Annotated in this window: 21 protein-coding genes; 6 read left to right on the top strand and 15 right to left on the bottom strand. The window is 53.4% G+C overall.

Annotation, left to right across the window (positions count from 1 at the left end; translation table 11 throughout):
• Positions 1-13 precede the first annotated feature (13 nt).
• The 4 genes from AC1MDE_RS13990 to xseB all read right to left on the bottom strand — a co-directional run bounded on the left by AC1MDE_RS13990 (position 14) and on the right by xseB (position 4,077).
• Complete coding sequence (locus AC1MDE_RS13990) at positions 14-988, bottom strand: aldo/keto reductase (RefSeq protein WP_058961441.1); 975 nt, start codon at positions 986-988, stop codon at positions 14-16.
• Positions 989-1,050: 62 nt separating this feature from the next.
• Positions 1,051-2,916, bottom strand: a complete 1,866-nt coding sequence (gene dxs, locus AC1MDE_RS13985; RefSeq protein ID WP_480344747.1) for a 1-deoxy-D-xylulose-5-phosphate synthase — start codon at positions 2,914-2,916, stop codon at positions 1,051-1,053.
• A 19-nt stretch (positions 2,917-2,935) separates the two neighbouring features.
• On the bottom strand, positions 2,936-3,835 hold the full coding sequence (gene ispA, locus AC1MDE_RS13980) for a (2E,6E)-farnesyl diphosphate synthase (protein ID WP_058961439.1): 900 nt from the start codon (positions 3,833-3,835) through the stop codon (positions 2,936-2,938).
• The gene (gene xseB, locus AC1MDE_RS13975; RefSeq protein WP_479398081.1) at positions 3,835-4,077 is read right to left on the bottom strand and encodes an exodeoxyribonuclease VII small subunit; all 243 of its coding nucleotides are present in this window, start codon (positions 4,075-4,077) and stop codon (positions 3,835-3,837) included. The genes ispA and xseB overlap by 1 nt, the downstream gene beginning before the upstream one ends.
• Before the next feature lie 233 nt (positions 4,078-4,310).
• On the opposite strand from xseB, the gene thiI reads away from it, so the two are divergent.
• The gene (thiI, locus tag AC1MDE_RS13970) at positions 4,311-5,759 is read left to right on the top strand and encodes a tRNA uracil 4-sulfurtransferase ThiI (protein ID WP_058961438.1); all 1,449 of its coding nucleotides are present in this window, start codon (positions 4,311-4,313) and stop codon (positions 5,757-5,759) included.
• Between the two features lie 121 nt (positions 5,760-5,880).
• Here the strand turns inward: thiI and yajL are convergent, their stop codons facing one another.
• Entirely contained in the window at positions 5,881-6,492 is a 612-nt protein-coding gene (yajL, locus tag AC1MDE_RS13965; protein ID WP_097117495.1) for a protein deglycase YajL, read from the bottom strand.
• Positions 6,446-7,366: a 2-dehydropantoate 2-reductase gene (panE, locus tag AC1MDE_RS13960; protein ID WP_479398082.1), complete on the bottom strand. Its 921-nt coding sequence runs from the start codon at positions 7,364-7,366 to the stop codon at positions 6,446-6,448. The genes yajL and panE overlap by 47 nt, the downstream gene beginning before the upstream one ends.
• Before the next feature lie 125 nt (positions 7,367-7,491).
• Here panE and AC1MDE_RS13955 point away from each other — a divergent pair, with 125 nt between their 5' ends.
• The gene (locus AC1MDE_RS13955; RefSeq protein ID WP_034831052.1) at positions 7,492-7,983 is read left to right on the top strand and encodes a YajQ family cyclic di-GMP-binding protein; all 492 of its coding nucleotides are present in this window, start codon (positions 7,492-7,494) and stop codon (positions 7,981-7,983) included.
• On the opposite strand, the gene AC1MDE_RS13950 is transcribed toward AC1MDE_RS13955, so the two are convergent.
• Complete coding sequence (locus tag AC1MDE_RS13950; protein WP_479401103.1) at positions 7,980-9,752, bottom strand: sigma-54-dependent Fis family transcriptional regulator; 1,773 nt, start codon at positions 9,750-9,752, stop codon at positions 7,980-7,982. The genes AC1MDE_RS13955 and AC1MDE_RS13950 overlap by 4 nt on opposite strands.
• A gap of 291 nt (positions 9,753-10,043) precedes the next feature.
• Here AC1MDE_RS13950 and exaC point away from each other — a divergent pair, with 291 nt between their 5' ends.
• On the top strand, positions 10,044-11,564 hold the full coding sequence (gene exaC / locus AC1MDE_RS13945; RefSeq protein ID WP_313373830.1) for an acetaldehyde dehydrogenase ExaC: 1,521 nt from the start codon (positions 10,044-10,046) through the stop codon (positions 11,562-11,564).
• Between the two features lie 30 nt (positions 11,565-11,594).
• On the top strand, positions 11,595-12,635 hold the full coding sequence (adhP, locus tag AC1MDE_RS13940) for an alcohol dehydrogenase AdhP (RefSeq protein WP_058962230.1): 1,041 nt from the start codon (positions 11,595-11,597) through the stop codon (positions 12,633-12,635).
• A gap of 61 nt (positions 12,636-12,696) precedes the next feature.
• Here the strand turns inward: adhP and AC1MDE_RS13935 are convergent, their stop codons facing one another.
• The 8 genes from AC1MDE_RS13935 to AC1MDE_RS13900 form a co-directional block, all read right to left on the bottom strand.
• Positions 12,697-14,061, bottom strand: coding sequence for an MFS transporter (locus AC1MDE_RS13935; RefSeq protein ID WP_034828088.1), 1,365 nt, complete (start codon positions 14,059-14,061; stop codon positions 12,697-12,699).
• Positions 14,062-14,317: 256 nt separating this feature from the next.
• Positions 14,318-15,205: a heme o synthase gene (gene cyoE / locus AC1MDE_RS13930; RefSeq protein ID WP_034828090.1), complete on the bottom strand. Its 888-nt coding sequence runs from the start codon at positions 15,203-15,205 to the stop codon at positions 14,318-14,320.
• Positions 15,206-15,218: 13 nt separating this feature from the next.
• Positions 15,219-15,548 carry a cytochrome o ubiquinol oxidase subunit IV gene (locus AC1MDE_RS13925; RefSeq protein WP_034828092.1) on the bottom strand — a complete coding sequence of 110 codons (330 nt, stop codon included), beginning with the start codon at positions 15,546-15,548 and terminating at the stop codon, positions 15,219-15,221.
• Positions 15,548-16,162: a cytochrome o ubiquinol oxidase subunit III gene (locus tag AC1MDE_RS13920; RefSeq protein ID WP_038648564.1), complete on the bottom strand. Its 615-nt coding sequence runs from the start codon at positions 16,160-16,162 to the stop codon at positions 15,548-15,550. The genes AC1MDE_RS13925 and AC1MDE_RS13920 overlap by 1 nt, the downstream gene beginning before the upstream one ends.
• Positions 16,162-18,144 carry a cytochrome o ubiquinol oxidase subunit I gene (gene cyoB / locus AC1MDE_RS13915; protein ID WP_034828096.1) on the bottom strand — a complete coding sequence of 661 codons (1,983 nt, stop codon included), beginning with the start codon at positions 18,142-18,144 and terminating at the stop codon, positions 16,162-16,164. Before cyoB ends, AC1MDE_RS13920 begins: the two co-directional genes overlap by 1 nt.
• Positions 18,145-18,148: 4 nt before the next feature.
• Positions 18,149-19,075 carry a cytochrome o ubiquinol oxidase subunit II gene (cyoA, locus tag AC1MDE_RS13910; RefSeq protein WP_034828097.1) on the bottom strand — a complete coding sequence of 309 codons (927 nt, stop codon included), beginning with the start codon at positions 19,073-19,075 and terminating at the stop codon, positions 18,149-18,151.
• 440 nt (positions 19,076-19,515) lie between these two features.
• Positions 19,516-21,003, bottom strand: a complete 1,488-nt coding sequence (gene ampG, locus AC1MDE_RS13905; protein WP_058962231.1) for a muropeptide MFS transporter AmpG — start codon at positions 21,001-21,003, stop codon at positions 19,516-19,518.
• 54 nt (positions 21,004-21,057) lie between these two features.
• Complete coding sequence (locus AC1MDE_RS13900; RefSeq protein ID WP_034828101.1) at positions 21,058-21,636, bottom strand: lipoprotein; 579 nt, start codon at positions 21,634-21,636, stop codon at positions 21,058-21,060.
• A gap of 267 nt (positions 21,637-21,903) precedes the next feature.
• Between AC1MDE_RS13900 and bolA the strand changes: the two genes are divergently transcribed.
• Positions 21,904-22,218: a transcriptional regulator BolA gene (gene bolA / locus AC1MDE_RS13895; protein ID WP_058962232.1), complete on the top strand. Its 315-nt coding sequence runs from the start codon at positions 21,904-21,906 to the stop codon at positions 22,216-22,218.
• 301 nt (positions 22,219-22,519) lie between these two features.
• Entirely contained in the window at positions 22,520-23,824 is a 1,305-nt protein-coding gene (gene tig, locus AC1MDE_RS13890; protein WP_045833927.1) for a trigger factor, read from the top strand.
• Positions 23,825-23,967 lie beyond the last annotated feature (143 nt).

Below are 23,967 nucleotides of genomic sequence, written 5' to 3'. Positions count from 1 at the left end.
GGCTGTTAAATCATTACTCGAATCCTACAACCGGATGCGGTTGATATACCGTCTCCAGCTCGGCGATATCCGTTGAACTCAGCTCCACATCCACTGCTTTAACCAACTCTGCAAACTGCTGCTCGCGCGATGCACCGATAATCGGGGCTGTGACCACCGGTTTATGCAGCAGCCACGCCAGTGCCACCTGTGCACGCGTCACGCCTTTATCGGCGGCAATGGTCGCCAGACGCTCTGCAATCGCCGCATCGTTCTCTTCGGTGCCGGTATAGAGTTTTTCCATCACGTTATCCGATACCGAACGTGCGGTGGTTTCGCCCCATGGACGTGTCAATTTGCCGCGCGCCAGCGGGCTCCACGGCAGTACCGCGATGCCTTCACGTTCACACAGCGGGTGCATCTCGTTCTCTTCTTCACGCTGAATCAGGTTGTATTGATCCTGCATACTGACAAAACGTGCCCAGCCATTCTGCTTTTGCAGATCCAGCGCCTGAGCGAACTGTGCAGCATGCATCGAAGAAGCGCCGATGTAGCGCGCTTTACCCGATTTCACCACCTCATTCAGCGCCTCAAGCGTCTCTTCGATCGGCGTGTCGTAATCCCAGCGGTGAATCTGCAGCAGGTCGACATACTCCATGCCGAGACGCGTCAGGCTATCGTCGATGGATTGCAGGATGTTTTGACGTGACAGGCCCTGAGAAAGGTTGCTGAGCGGGAAATAGACTTTGGTGGCGACAACAACCTGATCGCGCTGGGCGAAATCTTTCAGCGCACGTCCGACAATCTCTTCACTGCTGCCATCGGAGTAGCTGTTGGCGGTGTCGAAAAAGTTAATGCCAGCGTCCAGCGCCTGTTTGATCAGCGGTCGACTACTCTCTTCGGGCAGGGTCCATGCGTGATTGCCGCGCATCGGATCGCCGTAAGTCATGCAGCCTAAACAGAGACGCGAAACCTGTAAGTCGGTTTGGCCTAAACGAATGGTTTTCATGGGAGCTCCTGCTCTTATGCGTTAGGAATGCCCTAAGCATAGCAGCAGGAGCGGGGAGGGGATTACTGTGCCAGCCAGTCAGTGATTTGCTGCTGAATACCGGCGGCATCCAGCTGATAATCCTGACGAACTTCTTCCTGCGTGCCCTGCGGAATAAATTCATCTGGCAGGCCGAGGTTCAGCACATGCACGCGCAGACGTTTCGCCATCACGTATTCGTTGACGCCGCTACCGGCTCCGCCTTTGATCGCGCCTTCTTCCAGCGTCACCAGCGAATCATGGCTGGTGGACAGTTCGGCAATCAAGGCTTCATCCAGTGGCTTCACAAAACGCATATCTACCAGCGTGGCGTTCAGCGCTTCAGCGGCAGCCTGTGCTTCAGGCAACAGCGTACCGAAGTTGAGGATCGCCAGCTTTTCACCACGGCGCTTCACAATGCCTTTGCCCAGCGGCAGACTGGCCAACGGCTCCAGCGTGGCACCAGTGCCCGTGCCGCGCGGATAGCGTACTGCACTTGGACCCGCCTGATAGTGATAGCCAGTGTAAAGCATCTGGCGGCATTCGTTTTCATCGCTTGGCGTCATGATCACCATTTCGGGCACACAGCGCAGGAAGGCGATATCAAATGCGCCCTGATGCGTTTGCCCATCAGCGCCAACAATGCCGCCGCGATCGATAGCGAACAGCACCGGCAGTTTCTGGATCGCCACATCGTGAATCAGCTGATCGTAAGCGCGCTGCAGGAAGGTGGAATAAATCGCCACCACCGGCTTATAACCGCCAATCGCCATACCTGCAGCAAAGGTCACCGCATGCTGTTCAGCAATCGCCACGTCAAAGTACTGTTGCGGATAATCACGAGAGTAGCTGACCATGCCAGAACCTTCACGCATCGCCGGCGTCACCGCCATTAAACGCGTATCGTCCGCCGCCATTTCGCTCAGCCAGCTACCGAAAATCTTCGAGTAGCTCGGCAGGCCTGGCGCGCTTTTCGGCAGGGAACCGCTGGCCGGATCGAACTTCGGTACCGCATGCCAGGCGATGGGATCCTTTTCGGCAGGCGCGTAGCCTTTGCCCTTTTTGGTCATGATGTGCAGGAACTGCGGGCCTTTCAGGTCACGCATATTCTTCAGCGTGCTCACCAGCGTCAGCACATCGTGGCCATCAACCGGACCGATGTAATTAAAGCCCAGCTCTTCAAACAGCGTGCCCGGCACCACCATGCCTTTCAGGTGCTCTTCGGTGCGCTTCACCAGCTCTTTGATCGGCGGCAGTCCGCCCAATACACGCTTGCCGCCTTCGCGCAGGCGTGAGTAGGTTTTGCCAGAGAGAATCTGGGCCAGACGATTGTTGAGTGCGCCAACGTTTTCTGAGATCGACATCTCGTTGTCGTTAAGGATCACCAGCATGTCAGGTTTGATATCGCCTGCGTGGTTCATGGCTTCAAACGCCATGCCCGCGGTAATAGCGCCATCGCCAATAATACAGGCAGTACGACGTCCTTTGCCTTCGCGCTCAGCGGCAACCGCCATGCCCAATCCGGCGCTGATCGAGGTCGATGAGTGACCGACGCTCAATACGTCGTAATCACTTTCGCCGCGCCACGGGAAGGGATGCAGGCCATTTTTCTGGCGGATAGTGCCGATACGATCGCGGCGTCCGGTCAGAATTTTGTGCGGATAGGCCTGATGACCAACGTCCCACACCAGATGGTCAAACGGGGTGTTATAAACATAATGCAGCGCGACTGTTAGTTCGACGACGCCCAGACCCGAAGCAAAGTGGCCGGAGGATCGGCTCACGCTATCCAGCAGATACTGACGCAGCTCGTCACACAGTACCGGAAGTTTTTCTTTCGGTAGTAAACGTAATTCCTGAACCGTGCTCGCTAATGCCAGTGTCGGGTATTTTGCAATATCAAAACTCATCAGAGACTCATTATGAAAGTTATTTATCGCGTTCAATTATGAAGCTTGCCAGTGCTTGCAATGCGGTGGTGTTGTAGGACTGCGCCGCCAGAATCTCTAACGCGCCCAGTGCTTCCTGATAAAGATCCCACGCTTTACTGCGGGCATTATCCAGTCCCATCAGCGCCGGATAAGTGCTCTTACCCAATGCCTGATCCGCGCCCTGAGTTTTGCCCAGTACCGCGGTATCGCCCACCACATCAAGAATGTCATCCTGCACCTGAAACGCCAGTCCGATGGCGTTGGCGTAGGTATCCAGGACCGGAAGTGCCGCACGGCCACGTTCACCCGCCGTCAATGCGCCAAGACGCACTGCAGCGCGAATCAAAGCGCCAGTTTTATGACGATGAATCTGCTCGAGCTGGGCGAGGTCGATGTGCTTGCCTTCTGCGGCGAGATCCAGCGCCTGGCCACCGCACATGCCTGCCACACCGCTGGCATGAGCCAGTTCGGAGATCATCGCAATGCGATCTTGCGGGCTGACGCCGGGCATCGGCTCATCGGCCAGAATCGAAAACGCCAGGGTTTGCAACGCATCACCAGCGAGAATTGCTGTGTCTTCACCATATTTTATATGGCAGGTTGGCTGTCCGCGACGTAACGCATCGTCATCCATCGCGGGCAGATCATCATGAATCAGAGAGTAAGCATGAATGCACTCTACGGCAGCGGCCGGGGCATCCAGGCTGGCCGCATCGGCCTTTAACATCTCGCCCGTGGCGTAAACCAAAAATGGACGCAGACGCTTACCGCCTAATAGTGCCCCATATTGCATGGATTGCACCAGAGGAGAACTCTGAAAAGGAAGTGGATCTATTAAGCGTGTCAACGCCAGATTGACGCGTTCGTGATACGCGTTGAGTAATTTGGCGAAATCCATCAGTCACTTTCCGGCGTGAACGGCGCGAGCGCGGCATCTTTGTCATCGCTGAGCAGGATCTGCACGCGCTGTTCAGCCTGCTGCAGGGTTTGCTGACCGGTGCGTGCCAGCTGTACGCCGCGTTCAAATTCGTTCAACGCTTCTTCCAGCGGCAGTTCACCACTTTCCAGACGGCTGACGATTTGTTCCAGCTGCTGTAATGCGCTTTCAAAACTGGCTGGCGCTTCGGCTTTTTTCGGCATAATCAGTGTCGACTCACAGGTTAGGAATCATCTTGCAATCGGTCATGGTAGCCGACGAGGATTAATTAGCAAAATAATGAATGTGATTGCGGTTGCAGAAGCGGTCATCTGACAAAGGTGGTATAATTTTGCGCCTCGGATGCGGGCGCTTCTGCGTTACCCGTAATTATATGATTTTACCAGTTAAGTGCCGATGGTTTTAGCACTTATTTGCCCAACGAAGCTGTGTCGCCATGAAGTTTATCATTAAGCTCTTCCCTGAAATCACCATCAAAAGTCAGTCGGTGCGTCTGCGCTTTATCAAGATCCTGACCGGTAACATCCGCAATACCCTGCGTACTGTCGACGACGAAATCGCCGTGGTGCGTCACTGGGACCATATTGAAGTACGCGCTAAAAAAGAAGCACTGCGTACCGTCGTTATTGATGAACTGACGCGTATTCCCGGTATTCACCATGTACTGGAGGTTGAGGATCAGCCTTACACCGATATGCACGATATCTTCGAGCAGGCGTTGGCACTGAATCGCGAACGTCTGGAAGGGAAAAGTTTCTGCGTGCGCGTGAAGCGTCGTGGCAAACACAGCTTCAGCTCGATTGAGGTTGAGCGTTACGTGGGTGGCGGTCTCAATCAGCACATTGAGACTGCACGCGTGCAATTGAAAAATCCTGATGTGACGGTCAACCTTGAGATCGAAGACGATCGTCTGCTGCTGATCACCGGCCGTTATGAAGGGCTGGGTGGTTTCCCCATCGGGACGCAAGAAGATGTGCTGTCGCTGATTTCTGGCGGCTTCGACTCCGGCGTCTCCAGTTATATGCTGATGCGTCGTGGTTGCCGCGTGCACTACTGCTTCTTCAACCTCGGCGGTGCCGCGCATGAAATCGGCGTCCGTCAGGTCGCGCATTATCTGTGGCAACGTTTTGGTCGTTCGCATCGCGTGCGCTTTGTGGCGATCAACTTCGAGCCGGTGGTGGGCGAGATCTTAGAGAAAGTGGACGACGGCCAGATGGGCGTGGTGCTGAAGCGCATGATGGTGCGTGCAGCGTCCATGGTCGCTGAGCGCTACGGCGTACAGGCGCTGGTGACCGGTGAAGCGCTGGGGCAGGTATCGAGCCAGACACTGACCAACCTGCGTCTGATTGATAACGCCTCGGATACCCTGATCCTGCGTCCGCTGATCTCGCATGATAAAGAGCACATCATCGATTTGGCGCGCCATATCGGCACCGAAGACTTTGCCAAAACTATGCCGGAATATTGCGGTGTGATTTCGAAAAGCCCAACGGTAAAAGCGGTGAAAGCGAAGATCGAAGCGGAAGAGCAAAACTTCGATTTCGAGATCCTCAATCGCATGGTGCAGGAAGCCAGCAACATCGATATCCGCGAGATTGCGGAGAAGGCACAGGAAGAAGTGGTGGAAGTGGAGACGGTGGTCTCGTTCACCGCAGATGATGTGGTGCTGGATATCCGTTCTGTGGATGAGCAAGAGGCATCACCGCTGGCGCTGGAAGGCGTGGATGTGAAATCTCTGCCGTTCTACAAATTGAGCACACAGTTTGGCGATTTGGATCAGAACAAAACCTGGCTGCTGTATTGCGATCGCGGCGTGATGAGCCGTTTGCAGGCGCTGTATCTGCATGAGCAAGGTTTTAAAAACGTGAAGGTCTATCGTCCGTAACGGTGATAACCTGGTAACGGCGTGATTCATCGCGCGTGTCACACTCGGCACCTTGCCACTGTGACATGCGCAATACATTGCGCCGCTACCGTTAAGTGCTTTCTACTGCATGACAATGCGGTTATTCACGCTCTTCAAATTCCTGATAGTTATAAATCCCCGCCGCTAATACCAACTGTGACGCCACTTCACGCGCTTTCTCTTTATCCACCAGCAGATCAATCAGCTTCAGTGCAAAATCAATCGAAGTGCCTGGACCCTGGCTGGATAGCAGGTTGACGCGCGGATCCCATACCACACGGCGATCCATCCAGTGTTTGTCAGGGATGGTGTCGCGCAAGCCAGGAAAGCCGGTCATATTGCCCACCGGGAACAGATCGTGCGGAATCAGCACCGTGCCAGGTGCGGCACAAATCGCGGCAACGATTTTCCCTGCCAGATGAAACTGGCGTACGGTTTCCACCAGCAGTGGGCTGTCACGGAAGGTCTCTGCGCCCTTGAGGCCGCCGGGCAGCACCACGGCGTCATAATCGTTATCCGCCACCTCAACCAGTGGCGCATCGGCCAGCAGGCGCACGCCGCGTGAGCAGACGATCTCGCGCGTGCCATCGCTTTCGACACTGGCGGTGGTGACGCTTAAGCCCGCGCGGACCAGCAGATCGATAGTGGTGACAGCTTCAATCTCTTCACTGCCATGTGCCAGGCAAACCAGAACCGATGCGGTCGCGCTCATATTGGGACTCCTTGCGTTTAATCAGATCGTACAAACGGGTGTTCTCCGGCAGCGCAATGCCCTGCGCGCGAGCGCGGCGCAGCAGGTAGCCGGTGATGTAGTCAATTTCTGTCAGGCGCTGGGCGCGCACATCCTGCAACATTGAGGAGGTGTTCGCTGCGGTGCTGTCGATGACGTCATAGATGATGTCGCGCAGGTTATCGACCGCAATGTGCTGGCCTTCACGTTCCATCACCCAGGCAATTTCTTCACAGAGCTTGGCAATCTGCTGCGGCCAGGCGCGCAGGGCACCGTTCTGGCAATCGTGTTCAACGGTAAGCGGATTAATCACGCAGTTCACCGCCAGTTTGCGCCAGCTGGCAGATGCAATGTTGTCGTGCCAGGCCACGTCCGGCAGCGCCTGGTGCAGGATATCGGCGATATCGCTCATCGCGGCACTTTCACGTCCGGTGGGACCGATATGCGTGATGCCCTGCGCGACGTGTTTGATCACCGTGCCATCACGCATTGCCGCGTGAGTGGTAATGCCGCGCAGCAGCGGTTGCTGCAACTCCTTCAGCTCTTCCAGCGTGCCCATGCCATTGTGCAATAACAAAATGGCAGCATGAGCAGGCAGGATACTTTGCAGGTTTTTGACCGCCGGGGAAACCTGTGGCGCTTTTAGTGTCACCAGCAACAGCTGGCTTTCGGCAAGAAACAGCGGATCGTTGGCGATAAACGTGTGATTGCTGACCTGTCCTTGCGGGTCAATCACGTTCACCGAGCAATAGGGCTGCGGCACGCGCAACCAGCCCTGAACCTCATGTCCCTGACGTGCGAGCGCGGCGAGCCAAATTTGACCCAGGGCGCCACAACCCAACACGGTAATTTTCATTTTGCCTCCCGCTGACGGGTTCTCAATTTCACGACATCGTTAAGTATAGCTTTCCGCGTATCGTGTTTAATTAGCGCCATAAGACGCGTATTATGCATGTCACTTTAGTATCAGGAGAAGAAAAGATGCCATCTTTCGATATCGTTTCCGAAGTCGAACTGCCGGAAGTGCGTAATGCGGTGGAGAATGCCAGCCGTGAAATCTCAACCCGTTTCGATTTCCGCAACGTGAGCGCCAGCATTGAGCTTAACGAAAAGAATGAGACCATCAAAATCACCAGCGAATCTGATTTTCAGGTTAAACAGCTGGTGGATATTTTGCGTGAAAAGCTGCTGAAACGCGGCATTGAAGGCGCAGCGATTGAAGTGCCAGAAGAGATCATTCACAGCGGTAAAAGCTGGAGCGTAGAAGCCAAGCTGAAAAAGGGTATCGAAAGCGATATCGCTAAAAAGCTGGTGAAGCTGATTAAAGACAGCAAGCTGAAAGTGCAAACGCAGATTCAGGGTGAAGAGCTGCGCGTGACCGGTAAATCACGTGATGATTTGCAGGGTGCGATGGCGCTGGTGCGCGGTGGCAACCTTGGTCAGCCCTTCCAGTTCAAGAACTTCCGCGACTAATCGCGTTTGTCGCGTGCGGCACGACGATAGAGCGTGCTGCGCGCGACACCTAATGCCTCCGCCGTTTTACTGATATTGCCATTGAAGCGTTGGAGCGTTTCGCTAATCAGCCGCTCATCATGGCTCTGCTTATCTTCCGCTTGCACCGCCGCTGCTCGACGATATTCGGCTGGCAAATGCACATCAGTGACTTCTTCCCCTTCGTCCGCCAACGCCAGCAGCACGCGCAACAGACTGCGTAATTGCCGCACGTTGCCCGGCCATGGCAATTGTGCCAGCGATGCCAGCAAGGCGGGAGAAAGCTGGATATCGCGATCTGCGCCGCCCAGCTCAATCCACAACCGACCAATAAAGTCTTCGATATCAGGCCAGGCACGCAACGGCGGGATGGTCATGGAAAATTCCTGCAAGCGATAGAGAAGATCCTCGCGGAACTCGCCCTCGGCCACACGCTGCGCCAAATCACGGTGCGTTGCGCAGATCACGGCAAAATTCACCGGCCAGCTGCGACTGGAACCGAGCGGCGCGACCTCTTTTTCTTGCAGCACGCGCAGCAAACGGGTTTGTAGCGCCAGCGGCATATCTCCAATTTCATCAAGAAACAGCACGCCACCATCCGCCTCGCGGATTTTACCGATGTAGCCATTTTTGCTGGCCCCGGTAAAGGCGCCAGGCTGATAACCAAATAGCTCTGATTCAATCAACGCTTCCGGAATGGCAGCACAGTTGATGGCGACAAACTTCCCATCACGCCAGCGACTCTGCTGATGCAGCGCACGGCTGACATACTCTTTACCGCTGCCGGTTTCACCGTGAATGCACAATGACACACCGGCATTCATCAGACGTACCATTTTCTCGCCATCACGACCCAGCGAGAAGGGGAGATCGGCGGCGGGTTCGCTCGGTGTGGCGAAATGCGTGCGGTGCGGAGCGCGCAGGCGGAAGTAGTAGCGCTGTTGTGCAAAATGAATCGGTAAAGGAATGGTGTTGGCCTGCTGTTCGAGCTGATCAAACAGCTGCTGGAATGTCAGGGTGCCCAACTGCCCGGTGGTGAGATTGAGTTCACGCATCGCCAGGCGGTTTGCGGCGGTGAGCACATTATCGGAGAACACCAGCAGCAACTCATCACTGGTATCAATGCCGTGCGGCTCAACGTGCAGGCTCATCAACCATTGTTGGGGATGCAGGCTTTGCTTAACCCACAAATACTCGATCTGTTTAGCGGCGGCTTTGACCCATTGAAACGTTTGCGGATGCGGAAAGTGTGCCGGGCCAGAGATATCCAGCACGCCGGCAATCTGGCCGTTGGGCATCTGCAACGGCATGGCGGCGCAGTAGAGCCCCTGATTCAAGGTGAGAAAATGTTGCTGGCCTTCAATTTCACAGCCATCGTCAATCGCTAGCGCGGTGCCAATCGCATTGGTGCCGCGCCCGCATTCGCTCCACAAATTGCCAGGGGCGAGGGCGAATCGCTGCGCTTTCTCCATCGATTGCATATCGCCAAAGGTGTTCAGTACCAAACCGGTGGCATCAGAAAGGATTACCACAGATTGTTTTTCCGCCAGTTTCTGCGCCAGCTGTTTGATCACTGGCTGGGCGAATTGTTGTAGCCCGGCATTACTGGCCAGCACATCAGCCAGCTCACCCTGGCGGACGCGAGGAAAATCATCGGCGGTGCGGTCGAGACCATACAGCTGGCTACGAAACCAGGAGTCGCTTAACAGCGGGTTGGTATTAACGGCAGACGCGGCTGAATTTCCCTGCATTGGTAACCTCATGCCTAAGCGAAAGTGTTGCAGCATTGTAGCGGCTTGGTTTCTACGGTGTTGCGATACGCAACACAGATGAAGATTTTGGTGGCAGAAACCGTGCGTTTAAAAGGGCTATTGGTTTTATAAATTGATGATAGATAAAACGATTTTTCGAAAATTCGCAAGCTGAAAAAAACTGGCACGCCCGCTGCAATAGGTATGTACGGCAGCGGGCTGTTCAATCTGTTGACCCACAGGTTGCCGCTGCCAGCTAACAATAAACGACCCTACACGAAGGAGTTTGCGATGCGTTATGCACATCCCGGCACGCCCGGCGCTTTGGTCACTTTTAAAGCGACCTACGGCAATTTTATTGCGGGCAAATTCACAGAGCCGCTCAGCGGCCAGTATTTTACGAACACCTCGCCTGTTGATGGCAGCGATATTGCGCAGTTTCCGCGTTCTGACGCGCGGGATATCGATTTAGCACTGGACGCTGCTCATCAGGCCGCTGACGCCTGGGGAAAAACCAGCGTGCAACATCGGGCCAATCTGCTGCTGCAGGTGGCCGACTGCATTGAACAAAACCTCGAAATGTTGTCTGTGGCGGAGAGCTGGGACAACGGCAAGCCGATCCGTGAAACCCTCAACGCCGATCTACCGCTGGCGGTGGATCATTTCCGCTACTTTGCCGGTTGTCTGCGTGCACAGGAAGGCAGCACCGCTGAGATTGATGAAACCACCGTTGCTTATCACTTCCACGAACCGCTGGGCGTGGTTGGGCAAATCATCCCGTGGAACTTCCCGCTGTTAATGGCGGCATGGAAACTGGCTCCGGCGCTGGCGGCGGGTAACTGCGTGGTGCTGAAACCGGCTGAGCAAACCCCGCTGGCGATCACCTTGCTGATGGAGCTGATCGGCGATCTGTTCCCGGCCGGCGTGCTTAACGTGGTGCAGGGCTTTGGCCGGGAAGCCGGTGAAGCGCTGGCCACCAGCAAGCGTATCGCCAAAATCGCGTTCACGGGTTCTACGCCAGTGGGCCGTCATATCATGGCCTGCGCGGCTGAAAACATCATTCCTTGCACCGTCGAGCTGGGCGGCAAGTCGCCGAACATCTACTTTGCCGATGTGATGGAGGGTGAATCGGACTTTATCGAAAAAGCGGTGGAAGGGCTGGTGCTCGGTTTCTTCAACCAGGGCGAGGTCTGTACTTGTCCATCACGTGCGTTGATCCATGAATCTATCTATGAGCCGTTTATGGCGCGGGTGATGGAGAAAGTGGCAAACATCCGCCGGGGCGATCCGCTGGATACCGACACCATGATCGGTGCTCAGGCTTCCCGTCAGCAATTCGACAAAATCCTGTCTTACATCAACATCGCGCGCGACGAAGGGGGGCAAATTCTAACCGGAGGCGATCGCGCCAGCGTCGCTGCCGAACTGGATAACGGATTCTATATCCAGCCAACCCTGATTAAAGGCACCAACCAGATGCGGTGTTTCCAGGAAGAGATTTTTGGGCCGGTTATCGGCATCACCACCTTTAAAGATGAAGCGGAAGCCTTGTCGATTGCCAACGAAACCCAGTTTGGTCTCGGGGCGGGCGTGTGGACGCGTGATACCAATCTGGCGTATCGCATGGGACGTGGCATCAAAGCCGGTCGTGTCTGGACCAACTGCTATCACATCTATCCCGCACACGCGGCTTTCGGTGGCTACAAGCAATCGGGCGTGGGACGCGAGACGCACAAGATGGCGCTTAGCGCCTACCAACAAACCAAAAATCTGCTGGTCAGCTATGGCACCGCCCCTTTGGGCCTGTTCTGAGTCTGCATCCGATCAAATGGAGAGTGAAAGATGAATATGCAAATCAAAACCACCATGAAAGCCGCCGTTGTTAAAGCCTTTGGTGAACCGTTAGTGATTGAGCAGGTGCCAGTACCGCAAGTGGGACCGGGCCAGATTCTGGTGAAAATCGCCGCGACCGGCGTGTGCCATACCGACTTACATGCCGCCGAAGGCGACTGGCCGATTAAGCCCAATCCCCCGTTTATTCCCGGCCACGAGGGCGTGGGGCAGGTGGTGGCGATCGGTGAAGGTGTGAAGCATTTGAAATTGGGCGATCGTGTGGGCGTGCCGTGGCTCTATTCCGCATGCGGTCACTGCGAACACTGTCTGGATAGCTGGGAAACCCTGTGTCTGTCACAGCAGAATGCCGGTTATTCGGTGAACGGCAGTTTCGCAGAATATTGCCTCGCGGATGCGAACTATGTCGGCATCATCCCGGAAAACATCGATTACAACGAAATCGCACCAATTCTGTGTGCCGGTGTGACGGTGTACAAAGGCCTGAAAATGACCGATACCAAGCCAGGCGATTGGGTAGTGGTGTCCGGTATTGGAGGTTTAGGTCATATGGCGGTGCAGTACGCGGTGGCGATGGGACTGAATGTGGCTGCGGTGGATATCGACGATGAGAAGCTGGCGTTTGCTAAGCGGCTTGGTGCCAGTGTGGTAGCGAATGCGAAGAACGTCGATCCCGCAAAAGTGTTCCAGGAAAGTTTTGGTGGTGCGCATGGCGTGCTGGTTACGGCCGTATCACCGAAAGCGTTTGAGCAGGCGATTGGCACCATGCGCCGTGGCGGCACCATGGTGCTGAACGGTCTGCCACCGGGCAAATTTGATTTGTCGATTTTCGATATGGTGCTGGACGGGATTACGGTGCGCGGTTCAATTGTGGGCACGCGTAAAGATCTCCAGGAAGCGTTGGATTTCGCCGGTCGTCACAAAGTGAAAGCCAACGTGGCGGTTGAACCGCTAACCAACATTAATGACATTTTTGCGCGTATGCATGCGGGAAAAATTGAAGGGCGTATCGTGGTGGATATGTCGCTTTAATTAGCGTGATGGTTTGTGGCGGTGCGGTTAATCGCGCCGCCACAGAGTGTGTGACTACTAACTAACAGCTGGCGAGCAGCGCTTCGATTTCGACGCGGCTCGTCACTTTACTGTCGATCTTGATGTAAGCACTTTTCTCTTCCGGCACGATAAATACTGAAGAGACACCCGGCTGCGCTTTTAAACGCTTCTCAAGGTTAGGCACCGCTAATACGGCATCACTGAGTACCATGCGCAGGCTGCTGACGTAAGGCGGCTCCTGCATCGACATCGCCACAAACAACCAGGCTGCCGCGACAATCGCACCCACCAGAAACACCGTCTGCGCATCAAAGTGACCGAAGATCCAACCGCCCATGCTGCCGCCAATCGCCACGCCAATGAACTGGCTGGTGGAGTAAATGCCCATCGCTGTACCTTTGTAGCCCGGCGGTGATTCTTTACTGATCAGCGAAGGCAGAATGGCTTCCATCAGGTTGAAGGCGAGGAAGAATAGCTGCACGCCAATCACCAGCGTCCAGAAATGACCAGCCGCACCCCACAGTACGATTTCCGCGATAATGATCAGTGCCACGCAGGTAACAAAAACGCGCTTCATGCGGCGTTTCACTTCGGCATAGATGATGAAAGGCACCACCAGAACGAAAGCGACCAGCATGGTGACCAGATAGACTTTCCAGTGTTCAGATGCCGGGAAGCCCGCTTGTTCAAACTGGCCTGGCAAAGCCACAAAACTCGACATCAGCAGGATATGCAGGCAAAGAATACCGATGTTTAATTTGAGGAGCTTAGGGTTGGCTAACACTTCACGAATGCTGGCTTTTACCATGCCGGACTCACGGTTAAGCACGTGATTCGGTGCGCTCGGCACCACCAATAGCGTGATAACAATGCCCAGCGAGGCCAGAATAGCGATCATCCAGAACAGTGCATGCAAACCCAGAGCATGGGTGACAATTGGGCCTACCACCATCGCAATAGCAAAGGTTACACCGAAACTGATGCCAATAAACGCCATTGCTTTAGTGCGGTTTTGTTCGCGAGTGAGATCTGAGAGTAACGCCATGACTGCAGCGGCAATTGCGCCAGAGCCTTGCAAAGCACGACCCAGGATCACACCCCAGATTGAGGTGGTCATCGCCGCGATAATACTGCCCAGCACGAACACTAACAGCCCGCCAACAATGAGCGGTTTGCGACCGACGCGATCGGACAGCAGACCAAACGGAATCTGGAATACGGCTTGCGCCAGACCATAGATGCCAATTGCCAGACCAATTAAGGTTTCACTGGCTCCCTGCAACGCCATACCGTACGTGGTGAGTACCGGCAGGACCATAAACATTCCCAGCATGCGCAGGGAAAAAACTGTGCCTAAACCCCATGTAGCCCGAAGCTCTACTGGCGTCATTTTATTGTCGTTCATTCCAACCTCTGTAAGTTTATGCCCTTTATACTTCAAGCCGCAGATGCGTTGGCTGCGCACGTTCACCCAGGTCACTTACTTTAGTCAGCTCCCAGGGATTCATGCACTTGCCGCCTTCCTGCATCTCGAATTATTTCGGGCATTTAGCTCTCATTTTAGGGAGCAGGGCAGGGCGGGTAAAACAATTGTTGTTAAGCAGTGGTAACAAAAAGAAAGGGCGCGAAATTCGCGCCCTTTCTGGTGTTGCGGAGCTGTATTACCAGACGTAAGTCAGCAGGTCTTTAGAGGCCGGCGTCATAAAATCAACCGACATCATCACGCTCAATGCTGTGATAGCGACAATCGAGAACACAAACAGTTTACGCGCCCAAACTTTATCGTTTGAGGTTTTGTAACCTGAAAGCGCCATGCCCAACCACCATACACTCACTGCCGCGGCGACCACCAGATACTTGTAACCCGCGTAACCGCCGAGTGTCAGCATCAGCGTAGCAATCATGAACGCCAGGATGTATAGCGTAATATGATTTTTGGCTACCGAGATACCTTTCACGACAGGCAGAACCGGGATGTTAGCCGCCTGATAATCCTTGAAGCGGAAAATCGCAATCGCGTACGAGTGCGGCATCTGCCACAGGCTAAAGATAGCCAATAAGATCAGGGCGCCAGCATCAAACTGGTTGGTCACTGCGCAGTAGCCAATCACTGGCGGTGCTGCACCAGAGAGGCTACCGATCAGCGTGCCATACACGGAGTTGCGTTTCATATACAGGCTATAAATGCCCACATAGACAACGAAGCCCATCACCGCCAGCCACATGGCCAGCGGGTTAGCGCCGAAATACAGCAACGCAAAGCCAGCAATACCCAATGCGGTTGCATAAACCAGGCTTACTTTCGCCGAGATCAGGCCTTTGACCAGAACACGGTTCCGCGTTCTCTCCATTTTGATATCGATATCGCGGTCAATCACGTTGTTGAATACACAACCCGATGCGACAACCAGCGAAACGCCCACCAGTGAATAGAGAAACAGGGGGTAATCAATGCTGCCTTTCGAAGCCAGCAAGAATCCACCGATCACAGAAATTAAGTTGCCGAAAATAATTCCTGGTTTTGTTACTTGCAGGTATTGCTTAATCATTACGTGTGACTCTTTAGTCGGCCATCATGTTGTAGTTGAGGTTCCACATGATCCACAGTGATCCGACGACAACAATCAAAATAATGAGTGCTGAGAAGACAATCGCCACCATGTTCCAGCCACCCTCTGACTTGCTGTCCAAGTGCAGGAAGTAGACCAGGTGCACTAACACCTGAACCACCGCACACACCAGAACCACACCCAGAATCGTGCCGTGTGATGCGCCGCCATCCATTACCATCCAGAACGGAATACCGGTCAGGATGATAGAGAGGATGAAGCCGATCATGTAAGACTTCACGCTACCGTGAGAAGCGCCATGTTCGTTAACTGAATGACTCATTACATGGCTCCCATCAAATAGACAACGGTGAATACGCAGATCCAAACCACATCCAGGAAGTGCCAGAACAAGCTCAGGCACATGATGCGGGTGCGGTTGGTTGCAGTCAGACCACGTTTAGAAATCTGGAACATCATCACTGCCATCCAGATCAGGCCTGAGGTCACGTGCAGACCGTGGGTACCGACCAGCGTAAAGAACGCGGACAGGAAACCACTGCGGTCAGGACCGAAGCCTTCCAGGATCAGGTGATGGAATTCATAGATTTCCATGCCGATGAATCCAGCACCAAACAGGAAGGTCAGAGCCAACCAGCTGATGACTGAACCTTTGTTCTGGTTGTTCATCGCGATCACTGCCATTCCATAAGTAATGGAGCTGAGCAGCAGCAGCGCGGTTTCAACCAGCACAAACGGCAGTTCAAAGATGTCTTTACCTGCCGGACCACCGGCAGTGTTATTGACCATAACTGCATAGGTCGCAAACAGGGTTGCGAAGATAATGCAGTCACTCATCAGGTAGATCCAGAAGCCAAAGACTTTATTGGCTCCTGCATCGTGATGCCCATGCTCCGCATGGGCGTCGTGGTGGTGTTTTGCAGTTTCAGTTGACATTATTTCAGACCTGCTTTGCTGATTTCGTCAAAGTGCTTCTTCTCGATCTGCTCGACTTCAGCAACCGGAACGTAGTAATCCACGTCTTCATCGAAGCTCTTCACAATCCAGGTCACAATTGTGGCCAGGAAGGTAAGGCCAGCCAGCCACCAGATATGCCAGATCATCGCGAAACCAAACACAGTCATGAAGGCTGCGATAATCAGGGCTGCGCCGCTGTTTTTCGGCATATGAATTTCTTCATATTTTTCTGGTTGCTTATAGGCTTCGCCTTTCTCTTTCATTTCCCAGAACGCATCGCGCTCGTGGATTTCAGGGATAACAGCAAAGTTATAGAACGGAGGCGGTGAAGAGGTTGCCCACTCCAGCGTACGACCACCCCACGGGTCACCGGTCAGATCGCGGTTCTGGTCGCGGTCACGCACAGAAACGTAGAACTGAGTCAGCTGGCACAGGATACCGCATGCAATCAGTGCCGCACCGCCTGCTGCAACAACCAGCAGTGAGTGGAACTGAGGATCGATGTCCTGGCTGATACGACGGGTCATACCCATGAAGCCCAGTGCGTACAGCGGCATGAAGGCAACGAAGAAACCAATAATCCAGAACCAGAATGCACGGATACCCCATTTTTCGTTCAGGGTGAAGCCGAATGCTTTCGGGAACCAGTAGGTCACGCCAGCCATACAACCGAACACCACACCACCGATAATCACGTTATGGAAGTGTGCAATCAGGAACAAGCTGTTGTGCAGAATGAAGTCCGCACCTGGAACGGCCAGCAGAACACCGGTCATACCACCAATAGAGAAGGTGACCAGGAAGCCGATTGTCCACAGCATCGCTGAGTGGAACTCAACGCGACCCTGATACATGGTGAACAGCCAGTTGAAGATTTTCACGCCGGTCGGAATGGCGATGATCATCGTCATAATACCGAAGAAGGCGTTAACGTTGGCGCCGGCACCCATGGTGAAGAAGTGGTGCAGCCAAACGATGAACGACAGAACGGTAATTGCGATGGTCGCCCACACCAGAGAGGTGTAACCGAACAGACGCTTTTTGGAGAAGGTTGCAGTGACTTCCGCGAACACACCGAATACCGGCAGAACGAGGATGTATACTTCCGGGTGACCCCAGACCCAAATCAGGTTGACGTACATCATCATGTTACCGCCCATTTCATTGGTGAAGAAATGGAAGCCGAGGTAACGGTCAAGCGTCAACAGTGCCAGCGTGACGGTCAGAACCGGGAACGCAGCGATGATCAGGACGTTGGTACACAGTGATGCCCAGGTGAATACAGGCATCTTGAACAGGTCCATACCCGGTGCACGCATCTTCAGAATGGTCACGAAGAAGTTGATACCGGTCAGTGTCGTACCGATACCGGATAGCTGGAGACTCCAGATCCAATAATCGACCCCGACGCCAGGACTATATTCCGCGCCCGAAAGCGGTGGATAAGCCAACCAGCCAGTCTGTGCGAACTCGCCCACACCCAGAGAAATGTTCACCAGGATCACACCGATCGCGGTAAACCAGAAGCTCAGGTTGTTCAGGAACGGGAAGGCAACGTCACGTGCACCGATTTGCAGCGGTACCGCGATGTTCATCAGACCTACCACGAAAGGCATCGCCACGAAGAAGATCATGATCACGCCGTGCGCGGTGAAGATCTGGTCGTAGTGGTGCGGTGGTAATATGCCGGCTTCACCTGCGGAAGCCATCACTTGTTGGGTACGCATCATTACTGCATCGGCAAAGCCGCGCAGCAGCATGACGAAAGCCATGATGATGTACATGATACCCAGTTTTTTGTGGTCAATGGAGGTGAACCATTCTGACCACAGATATTGCCACTTACCAAAATAAGTAATCGCGGCAACCAGTGCCAGACCACCTAAGATGATTGCGGCTACCGTTACCACGATAATGGGTTCGTGGTATGGCACTGCATCCAGTGTTAATTTTCCGAACATCGTATTATTCCTCGGCTCCCGCAGCAGCGGCGTGATTCATGTCCATGCCTTTATGCTCTGGCATGTCCATCTTCCCGTGGCTCATCATGAACTTATCAATAACCTGCTTGAACAGTTCTGGATTCGCAGTTGAGAAATATTCCACCGGGTGATTTTCGCTTGGCGCAGCCAGTTTCTCGAAATCATCCATGGTGGTCAGCGCGTTAGGTGCTGCTTTAACTTTAGCCACCCACTGCTGGAATTCCGCATCGTCTTTGGTTGCAATGGCTTTGAACTTCATGCCAGAGAAACCGCGACCACTGAAGTTCGCAGAGATACCGTCGAATGTTCCTGGCTCATTGGCGATCAGGTGCAGTTTAGTCTGCATGCCCGCCATGGCGTAGATCTGGCTACCGAGCGTAGGAATAAAGAAGGAGTTCATTACGGAGTTGGAGGTGATCTTGAAGTTCACCGGAGTATTTGCCGGGAAGGCAATCTGGTTCACGGTTGCAATACCCTGTTCCGGGTAGATAAACAGCCATTTCCAGTCCAGCGCAACCACATCGATCTCAACCGGCTTCACATCAGAGACCAGCGGTTTGCTTGGCTCAAGTGCGTGGGTTGATTTCCAGGTCAGCACGCCGAGGAAGATAATGATCAGGATTGGAATCGTCCAGACCACGGCTTCCACTTTGTTAGAGTGTGACCAGTTAGGGCTATAAGTCGCATTAGTATTGGTTGCCCGATATTTCCAGGCAAAGAATACTGCCATGAAGACTGCCGGGATAACCACGATCATCATCAAGCCAAAAGCTGTCAGAATCAGCGAACGTTGCTCCAGTGCAATCTGTCCTTTGGGATTTAACAACGCACTATCGCAGCCACTGAGTAATACAGCGCCTGCAATTAATGACAAAATCCCCAAACTTTTATTGTATTTCCTGAGTCTCATTTAACGACCTCAATGACAAAGGGCTCTATTGTCGTTTAAGTGTGCGCGCATTTTACGGGAAGGTTTATGCAGTGTAAACCAGCTTAAGGATGTGTCAGAAGGCTGTTGACACCTTTTGCTAAGGGTGTCACAGATGTTGCGCAGGGTGACAAATTATTAATTGCGACAAGCAGTTGGCGTCAATATAACAAAAAACAATGATAGAAACCGCAGAAAAATCAGGGAAAGCATAAACCGTACTATTAATGCTCATTTATTTAACAATTATGTAGCATTTGGGTGATGAGTTTTCTACAAAGTAATTGCGCACCGGATTTAAATATAATCCAGAGTTGTTAATTTAATGTTTCTTTTTCGCGATGAAAAAAATGCTATTCGTTAAAATGAGTTCGTTGTTATTTTTTTAGCCAAATATTTAGCCGCTGGCAAATTATCATTACTTAACTCAGATTTTTTCCCGGCATTTTTCTTAACGCCAGACAATCCAGAATCACACCTAGCGCCACGGCCACCAGCGCCAGTGCCATGCCCATCTTAAAAAGTGGTGTCAGCAGCGCATTGACATGCCAGATGCCCGCTGCATTCAGGGCTAGCATCACTAACCAGAGTGCCAACAGGCCACTTCCGAAGCTGAACAGACGCACTGTCCAGCGATAGCCCTGCGACCAGCGGGTTCGTATCATAAACTCCCCGCTCTGCTGAATGGCTTGCAGGGTGCTGCGGCTAATCCACAGCAGCAATAAACCGGGCACGCCTGCAAACACGGTGAAAGCATAGAAGGTCGGCCAGCCCCACAACTCGACCAGCCATCCCGCTGCGGGTCCGACGTAAACACGCCCGACGGCGGAAAGGGCAGAGAGCAGCGCGAACTGCGTTGCGGAAAACGACTTATTGCACAATGTCATCAGCAGCGCCACAAACGCGGCGGTGCCCATCCCGCCGCAAAGATTTTCTATGAACACTGCGCTCGCCATGCTCCATAAATGAGGCGGCGTCACGGCCAATAGCCAGTAAGCGAAGTTGGAAACGGCCTGAAGAATGCCGAAAATCATCAGGGCACGGAACAGGCTCAGGCGTTGCATCAGCACACCGCCGTACAGCGCACCAATGATGGTTGCCAGCAATCCCAGCGTTTTATTCACCAGTCCGACATCGCCGGCGCTGAAACCTACGCCGCGAATCAGGAAGGTGGTGGTGAGCGACGCAGCAAAAGCATCACCCAGCTTATAAAGGATGATTAAGGTGATCAGCAGCCAGGCATTGTTACGCAGGAAGAAGTCTTTGAGCGGGAACGAAACGGCCTGACGCAGGGTGTGCGGCTCGCGCGCGGGTGCTGCGGGCTCTTTGGCCAGCAATGTCGCAATCAAACCTGGCAACATCAACAGTGCCATTAACCAGTAAGTCGCCTGCCATCCCAGATAGCGATCGGCCAGCCACAGCGCCAGTCCGCCTGAAATCAGCATCGCCAGGCGATAACCCAACACAGTAATCGCGGCTCCGCTGCCCCGTTCTTCTGGCGGTAGCACATCGGTTTTCCAGGCATCAAACACGATATCCTGCGATGCAGAACAGAAGGCCACCAGCACGGCCAGGGCAGCCAGCAGCGTCAGATCGCGCGAAGGCTGCATAAAGCCCATGGCGATAATACCGGCGATTAGTGCGAGTTGAGTGACCAGTAGCCAGCCACGGCGACGGCCAAGAAACGGCGGGGTATAGCGATCCATCATCGGCGACCACAGGAACTTAAACACGTATGCCTGGCCGACAAGGGAGAAGAAACCGATGGTTTTCAGATCGACATTCTCTACGGTCATCCACGCCTGTAGGGTCCCGGCCGTGAGTGCTAAAGGCAGTCCGGAAGCAAAACCGAGCAGCAGTAATATGGCTGCATTACGTTGGGTGAAAATGCGCAGATAGTGAGAAGTCATAACCAACCTGAAATGATGCCCGGGCAAAGATGACCGGGCAGAATAGCTGAGGAATTAGCGGGCGTTCTGTTTAATAAATTCGTGAACGCTGGTGTCCTGCGCCATATCAGCAATCACGTCGCTCAGGGTAGAGTTGACCGCGTTGGTGATCTTCGCGTTAGTGGCGGTGAATGCGCCTTCTACGCTGTAAGTCTGACGATAGTTTTTAACCTGCTTGTTGCCGTTTTTCGCGGTTGCAATGATGGAAATGTCAGCTTTGGTGGTAATGCTGTAACGCACGTTACCTTGTGTCACATCAGCGTAAAGACCATTGACGACAATCTGCAGGTCAACCGCACCGTTTGGTCCGATCATATAACCGCGTGCTGTCATCTGCTTCTCCAGCACTTCCTGTAACAGGAAACGCAGATCGCGCGATGGTGTTAAGGTGACTAACTGACCATCACGATTCACTTTTGCCAGTGCCTGATCGGAACGCTGATCGGCACCGTTAACGCTGATGGTGGCACCCATCAGACCGGGATCTTGCTGTGGCAGCTGGATCTTTGGCTGAATGTTCAGGGTGGTGTTATTGCTGGCACAGCCGGCCAAAATAAACGCAGCCAGCAGAGGGAATAACAGTTTTTTCAACATACTCATTCTCGTTAGCATATGGGTTGGTTTGCAAAACTGCGGCCATCATAGCATTGCGCGACGGCGAAAAAAGCCCCGTGCCAGTGGAAATTGATTGTAAAGGCTTTTTTCGGACAGGTGGTCATCCAACAGCGTTGACCTGAAGAATAAGCTCGTTAAGATGCGCAGCAGATCAGGAATTATTTCCGGCGCGCCTGCGGGTTGGGCAAAAAACCTACTAATATTTAAACAGATGGGCACAGCGCTCGCCGTTGAGGAGTGTAAACAATGATTCGCGAACAAATAGAAGAAAAGCTGCGTAAGGCGTTCGAACCTGCACATCTCGAAGTGCATGATGAGAGCTACCGTCATAACGTGCCCGCTGGTTCTGAAAGTCACTTTAAAGTGGTGATTGTCAGCGATGTGTTTACCGGCCAGCGATTCCTGCAGCGTCATCGCGCCATTTATGGCGAATTGACCGAAGAGTTAGCAGGGAGCGTGCACGCACTGGCACTTCACACTTACACGCAAAAAGAGTGGGGTGGCTTGCAAGATACCGTGCTGGCGTCACCGAACTGTCGTGGAGCGGGTACCCTAGCCTGAGTTCACACTTCATCCTCTCTCAAAACGGCCTGCGGGCCGTTTTCTTTTCATCTATTACCCTCAAACGCGATCCATGGCGCAAAAAAGCAGCAAAACCGCTAAAAAGTGGTGAGTTTGCAGCCTCGACTCATTCCAGCGATGCCGCTATAATGCGGCGTCTATTTTTCCGGAATGTCTTCGGGACGCTTCTGGTGACAGGGATTAGGTTCTGCCTGCAGAGGCCGTCCCGATTGTTGGATACGGCGCATTTAATGTGTGGTGTCTGAAGTTGACCGAGCACGTGATTTTTTGAGGTAACAAGATGACAGTTTCAGTAGAAACCACTCAGGGTCTGGGCCGTCGCATTTCGATTACTGTTGCAGCTGACAGCATCGAAAGCGCAGTGAAGAAAGAACTGGTGGAAGTGGCTAAGAAAGTCCGTATCGACGGTTTCCGTAAAGGCAAAGTGCCGGCAAACATCATTTCTCAGCGCTACGGTGCTTCTGTTCGCCAGGACGTGCTGGGCGAGCTGATGACGCGCAACTTCGTTGACGCCATCATCAAAGAGAAAATCAACCCAGCTGGCGCACCAAACTACGTGCCAGGTGAGTACAAAGAAGGTGAAGATTTCACCTACGCGGTTGAGTTCGAAGTGTATCCTGAAGTTGAGCTGAAAGGCCTGGATGCTATCGAAGTCGAGAAGCCAGTGGTTGAAGTCACCGATGCTGACGTTGATACCATGCTGGAAACCCTGCAGAAGCAGCAGGCGACCTGGAAAGAGAGCGATGCAGCAGCCACTGCTGAAGATCGCGCAACCATCGACTTCTCCGGTTCAGTAGACGGCGAAGAGTTCGAAGGCGGCAAAGCGTCTGACTTCGTACTGGCGATGGGCCAGGGTCGTATGATCCCAGGCTTCGAAGAAGGTGTTGTTGGCCACAAAGCGGGCGAAACCTTCACTATCGACGTGAAATTCCCGGACGATTACCACGCTGAAACCCTGAAAGGGAAAGACGCGAAGTTCGAAATCGTGCTGAAAAAAGTGGAAACTCGCGAGCTGCCAGAACTGACTGAAGAGTTCATCAAGCGCTTTGGCGTTGAAGATGGTTCCGTTGCCGGTCTGCGTGCAGAAGTGCGTAAGAACATGGATCGCGAGCTGAAAGGCGCTATCCGTAACCGCGTGAAATCTCAGGCGATTGATGGTCTGGTTGAAGCCAACGACATCGACGTGCCAGTGGCACTGATCGACAGCGAAATCGACGTGCTGCGTCGCCAGGCTGCTCAGCGTTTTGGTGGCAACGAGAAGCAAGCTTTCGAGCTGCCACGTGAGCTGTTCGAAGAGCAGGCTAAACGTCGCGTTGTTGTTGGTCTGCTGCTGGGCGAAGTGATTCGCATCAACGAGCTGAAAGCAGACGAAGATCGCGTTAAAGCGCTGATCGAAGAGATGGCTTCTGCGTACGAAGATCCGCAGGAAGTGATCGAGTTCTACAGCAAGAACAACGAGCTAATGAACAACATGCGCAACGTTGCACTGGAAGAGCAGGCTGTTGAAGCGGTTCTGGCGAAAGCTAAAGTGACCGATAAAGCAACCAACTTCCAGGAACTGATGAACCAGACCTCAGCGGCCTGATTCGTTAGTTAACCGAAAGTGCGAAGCCCGCGACTGAAAAGTCGCGGGCTTTTTCGTTTTAAGGCGCTAACCGCACAGATTTGTCCTCTATTTGCCTAATTATTCGGCAAATTGTTCGCTAAGCTCTTTTTCCGTGTTAGCGA

The sequence above is a fragment of the Pantoea folii genome, from assembly GCF_056678875.1.
This window is presented reverse-complemented; position numbering and strand designations above follow the sequence as displayed.